The organism is Oleiagrimonas sp. C23AA (assembly GCF_011759385.1).
GTDB lineage: Bacteria > Pseudomonadota > Gammaproteobacteria > Xanthomonadales > Rhodanobacteraceae > Oleiagrimonas.
The window spans coordinates 1-5,422 of the sequence record NZ_JAARLY010000017.1 but is presented as its reverse complement, the minus strand read 5'-3'; the positions used below and the strand labels follow the sequence as shown (position 1 = coordinate 5,422).

Annotated in this window: 2 tRNA genes and 3 rRNA genes; all 5 read left to right on the top strand. The window is 54.6% G+C overall.

The window, feature by feature from the left end:
- Positions 1-288 precede the first annotated feature (288 nt).
- The 5 genes from HBF24_RS17115 to rrf all read left to right on the top strand — a co-directional run bounded on the left by HBF24_RS17115 (position 289) and on the right by rrf (position 5,414).
- Positions 289-1,836: ribosomal RNA gene (locus tag HBF24_RS17115) — 16S ribosomal RNA — on the top strand.
- Positions 1,837-1,939: 103 nt separating this feature from the next.
- A tRNA-Ile gene (locus HBF24_RS17110) sits at positions 1,940-2,016 on the top strand.
- Between the two features lie 13 nt (positions 2,017-2,029).
- A tRNA-Ala gene (locus tag HBF24_RS17105) sits at positions 2,030-2,105 on the top strand.
- A gap of 188 nt (positions 2,106-2,293) precedes the next feature.
- A 23S ribosomal RNA gene (locus HBF24_RS17100) occupies positions 2,294-5,179 on the top strand.
- Between the two features lie 120 nt (positions 5,180-5,299).
- A 5S ribosomal RNA gene (gene rrf, locus HBF24_RS17095) occupies positions 5,300-5,414 on the top strand.
- The 16S, 23S and 5S rRNA genes sit together here with 2 tRNA genes alongside, the layout of an rRNA operon.
- Positions 5,415-5,422: the final 8 nt, after the last annotated feature.

The following is a 5,422-nucleotide window of genomic DNA, read 5'->3' as shown; positions in this document are numbered from 1 at the left end:
CGAAAAAAGATTTCGAAAAGGTGTTGACGGCAACGGAATCTGGTGTAAGATAAGCGGCTCACCTCGGACGAAATGTCCTCGAGGGTTCCGAAGGAAACTTCGGTAAGTTGTTGAGATCTTTGAAAGTATGCGCAGGTGACTTGTGTGGGCGCCTTGCGGTGGATGGATGAAAGTCCAAACCAATGCAAGCGTCCAAACCTTTAACCTTTGTAATTCAGCGATGAATTGTAGGGGTCGGTTTCGGACACTTCAGAAAGATCGGTTGGCCTTCGGGTTGACCAAAAACTTCAAGTGAAGAGTTTGATCCTGGCTCAGATTGAACGCTGGCGGCATGCCTAACACATGCAAGTCGAACGGCAGCGCGAGAGAGCTTGCTCTCTTGGCGGCGAGTGGCGGACGGGTGAGTAATGCATCGGGATCTACCCTGTCGTGGGGGATAACTTGGGGAAACCCAAGCTAATACCGCATACGACCTACGGGTGAAAGCGGGGGCTCCTTTTAGGACCTCGCGCGATTGGATGAACCGATGTTCGATTAGCTTGTTGGTAGGGTAACGGCCTACCAAGGCGACGATCGATAGCTGGTCTGAGAGGATGATCAGCCACACTGGGACTGAGACACGGCCCAGACTCCTACGGGAGGCAGCAGTGGGGAATATTGGACAATGGGCGAAAGCCTGATCCAGCAATGCCGCGTGTGTGAAGAAGGCCCTCGGGTTGTAAAGCACTTTTATCAGGAGCGAAATCTGCGTGGTTAATACCCGCGTAGTCTGACGGTACCTGAGGAATAAGCACCGGCTAACTCCGTGCCAGCAGCCGCGGTAATACGGAGGGTGCAAGCGTTAATCGGAATTACTGGGCGTAAAGCGTGCGTAGGCGGTTTGTTAAGTCTGCTGTGAAAGCCCCGGGCTCAACCTGGGAACGGCAGTGGATACTGGCAAGCTAGAGTGTGATAGAGGATGGTGGAATTCCCGGTGTAGCGGTGAAATGCGTAGAGATCGGGAGGAACATCAGTGGCGAAGGCGGCCATCTGGATCAACACTGACGCTGAGGCACGAAAGCGTGGGGAGCAAACAGGATTAGATACCCTGGTAGTCCACGCCCTAAACGATGCGAACTGGACGTTGGTCTCAACTCGGAGATCAGTGTCGAAGCTAACGCGTTAAGTTCGCCGCCTGGGGAGTACGGTCGCAAGACTGAAACTCAAAGGAATTGACGGGGGCCCGCACAAGCGGTGGAGTATGTGGTTTAATTCGATGCAACGCGAAGAACCTTACCTGGCCTTGACATGTCCGGAATTCGGCAGAAATGCCTTAGTGCCTTCGGGAACCGGAACACAGGTGCTGCATGGCTGTCGTCAGCTCGTGTCGTGAGATGTTGGGTTAAGTCCCGCAACGAGCGCAACCCTTGTCCTTAGTTGCCAGCACGTAATGGTGGGAACTCTAAGGAGACTGCCGGTGACAAACCGGAGGAAGGTGGGGATGACGTCAAGTCATCATGGCCCTTACGGCCAGGGCTACACACGTACTACAATGGTCGGTACAGAGGGCTGCAAGACCGCGAGGTGGAGCTAATCCCAGAAAACCGATCCCAGTCCGGATTGGAGTCTGCAACTCGACTCCATGAAGTCGGAATCGCTAGTAATCGCAGATCAGCTATGCTGCGGTGAATACGTTCCCGGGCCTTGTACACACCGCCCGTCACACCATGGGAGTGGGCTGCTCCAGAAGCCGTTAGTCTAACCTTCGGGAGGACGACGACCACGGAGTGGTTCATGACTGGGGTGAAGTCGTAACAAGGTAGCCGTATCGGAAGGTGCGGCTGGATCACCTCCTTTCGAGTAAGACTTCTCCTCCCCGCAAGACGTCCACACAAGGCACCTGCATCCAGATTTAGGCAAACGTTGGCCATCGGCCGACGCTTTCGCCTGGCACGACGTTGGGTCTGTAGCTCAGGTGGTTAGAGCGCACCCCTGATAAGGGTGAGGCCGGTGGTTCGAGTCCTCCCAGACCCACCACTTTCAAACTGCCGGGGCCATAGCTCAGCTGGGAGAGCACCTGCTTTGCAAGCAGGGGGTCGTCGGTTCGATCCCGACTGGCTCCACCAGTTTTCTGGATGCATATCGCGCATACAAGATTTTGATTCGGTCAGACGCTGAGGTCTGATCGTGTTCTTTGACAATGTGAACGAGTGACAAGCGTCTTGGTTCGAAACCAAGATGTGTCGTTGAGGCAAAATACGGCGAAAAGTCATTGGGTGTATGGCACCAAGGCGGAAACGTTTTGGGGTTATATGGTCAAGCGACTAAGCGCACACGGTGGATGCCTTGGCAGTCAGAGGCGATGAAGGACGTGGCAGCCTGCGAAAAGTGTCGGGGAGCTGGCAACAAGCTTTGATCCGGCAATGTCCGAATGGGGAAACCCACCTCGTAAGAGGTACTGCATACTGAATACATAGGTATGCAGGGCGAACCCGGGGAACTGAAATATCTAAGTACCCGGAGGAAAAGAAATCAACCGAGATTCCCTGAGTAGCGACGAGCGAACGGGGAGCAGCCCAAAAGCATGTGGTGTTTTAGTGGAATGCTCTGGAAAGTGCAGCCATAGACGGTGATAGCCCGGTACATAAAAGGGCACCATGTGTGAAATTGAGTAGGGCGGGGCACGTGAAACCCTGTCTGAACATGGGGGGACCATCCTCCAAGGCTAAATACTACTGACTGACCGATAGTGAACCAGTACCGTGAGGGAAAGGCGAAAAGAACCCCGGAGAGGGGAGTGAAATAGACCCTGAAACCGTGTGCGTACAAGCAGTGGGAGCAGACTTGTTCTGTGACTGCGTACCTTTTGTATAATGGGTCAGCGACTTACTTTCAGTGGCGAGCTTAACCATCTAGGGGAGGCGAAGGGAAACCGAGTCTTAATAGGGCGCATAGTCGCTGGGAGTAGACCCGAAACCGAGTGATCTATCCTTGGCCAGGTTGAAGGTGCGGTAACACGCACTGGAGGACCGAACCCACATCTGTTGCAATAGATGGGGATGAGCTGAGGATCGGAGTGAAAGGCTAAACAAACTCGGAGATAGCTGGTTCTCCTCGAAAGCTATTTAGGTAGCGCCTCGTGCGAATATTCCTGGGGGTAGAGCACTGTTATGGCTAGGGGGTCATAGCGACTTACCAAACCATGGCAAACTCCGAATACCAGGACATACTACACGGGAGACACACGGCGGGTGCTAACGTCCGTCGTGAAAAGGGAAACAACCCAGACCCGCAGCTAAGGTCCCCAAGTTATCACTAAGTGGAAAACGATGTGGGAAGGCATAGACAGCTAGGAGGTTGGCTTAGAAGCAGCCACCCTTTAAAGAAAGCGTAATAGCTCACTAGTCGAGTCGGCCTGCGCGGAAGATTTAACGGGGCTCAAGTGATACACCGAAGCTCGGGGTGCACAGCTTGCTGTGCGCGGTAGAGGAGCGTTCCGTAAGCCTGCGAAGGTGGATCGTAAGGTCTGCTGGAGGTATCGGAAGTGCGAATGCTGACATGAGTAACGATAAGGGGGGTGAAAAGCCTCCCCGCCGAAAGCCCAAGGTTTCCTCGCGCAACGTTCATCGGCGCAGGGTGAGTCGGCCCCTAAGGCGAGGCTGAAAAGCGTAGTCGATGGGAAGCTGGTTAATATTCCAGCACCTTGCCATAGTGCGATGGGAGGACGGAGAAGGCTAGGTCTACCGGGCGTTGGTTGTCCCGGGGAAAGGCGGTAGGTGGTGATCTTTGGCAAATCCGGGATCACATACACCGAGCACCGAGACCAGACTCTACGGAGTCGAAGTGACTGAGGCCACGCTTCCAGGAAAAGTCCCTAAGCTTCAGCTATGGCGAGACCGTACCGTAAACCGACACAGGTAGGCAGGATGAGAATTCCAAGGCGCTTGAGAGAACTCGGGTGAAGGAACTAGGCAAAATGGTACCGTAACTTCGGGAGAAGGTACGCCCCCTGGTGTGGCTACATGCGTAGCTGAGCATCGGAGGGCCGCAGTGACCTGGCCGCTGCGACTGTTTATCAAAAACATAGCACTGTGCAAACACGAAAGTGGACGTATACGGTGTGACGCCTGCCCGGTGCCGGAAGGTTAATTGATGGGGTCAGCCGCAAGGCGAAGCTCTTGATCGAAGCCCCGGTAAACGGCGGCCGTAACTATAACGGTCCTAAGGTAGCGAAATTCCTTGTCGGGTAAGTTCCGACCTGCACGAATGGCGTAACGACAGCGGCGCTGTCTCCACCCGAGACTCAGTGAAATTGAAATCGCTGTGAAGATGCAGCGTTCCCGTGGCAAGACGGAAAGACCCCGTGAACCTTTACTACAGCTTCACACTGAATGTTGAGTTCATCTGTGTAGGATAGGTGGGAGGCTTTGAAACCATGACGCTAGTTGTGGTGGAGCCAACCTTGAAATACCACCCTGATGTGCTTGACATTCTAACCTCGGCCCGTAATCCGGGTCAGGGACCGTGTGTGGTGGGTAGTTTGACTGGGGCGGTCTCCTCCTAAAGAGTAACGGAGGAGCACGAAGGTACGCTCAGCGCGGTCGGACATCGCGCACTGTGTGCAAAGGCATAAGCGTGCTTGACTGCGAGATCGACGGATCAAGCAGGTACGAAAGTAGGTCTTAGTGATCCGGTGGTTCTGTATGGAAGGGCCATCGCTCAACGGATAAAAGGTACTCCGGGGATAACAGGCTGATACCGCCCAAGAGTTCATATCGACGGCGGTGTTTGGCACCTCGATGTCGGCTCATCACATCCTGGGGCTGTAGCCGGTCCCAAGGGTATGGCTGTTCGCCATTTAAAGTGGTACGCGAGCTGGGTTCAGAACGTCGTGAGACAGTTCGGTCCCTATCTGCCATGGGCGTTGGAGATTTGAGAGGGGCTGCTCCTAGTACGAGAGGACCGGAGTGGACGTACCCCTGGTGTTCCGGTTGTCATGCCAATGGCATTGCCGGGTAGCTACGTACGGAAGTGATAACCGCTGAAAGCATCTAAGCGGGAAGCACGCCTCAAGATGAGATCTCCCGGACCTTCAAGGTCCCTTAAGGAACCAGGTAGACTACCTGGTTGATAGGCGGGGTGTGGAAGTGCAGCAATGCATTGAGCTAACCCGTACTAATGATCCGTGCGGCTTGACCATATAACCCCAAGACGCTTCACCGTCTTTGACCTCACCGACACATCGGTGAACCCGGACGCTTGTCACTCGTTCACACCCCACGCGGGTCCGGCGCTTCATTGCGACGACCCCAACGCCTTCCCTGGCGGCCATAGCGACATGGCACCACCTGATCCCATCCCGAACTCAGCAGTGAAACGTGTCCGCGCCGATGGTAGTGTGGCTCAAGCCATGCAAGAGTAGGTCACCGCCAGGGACCTTTTA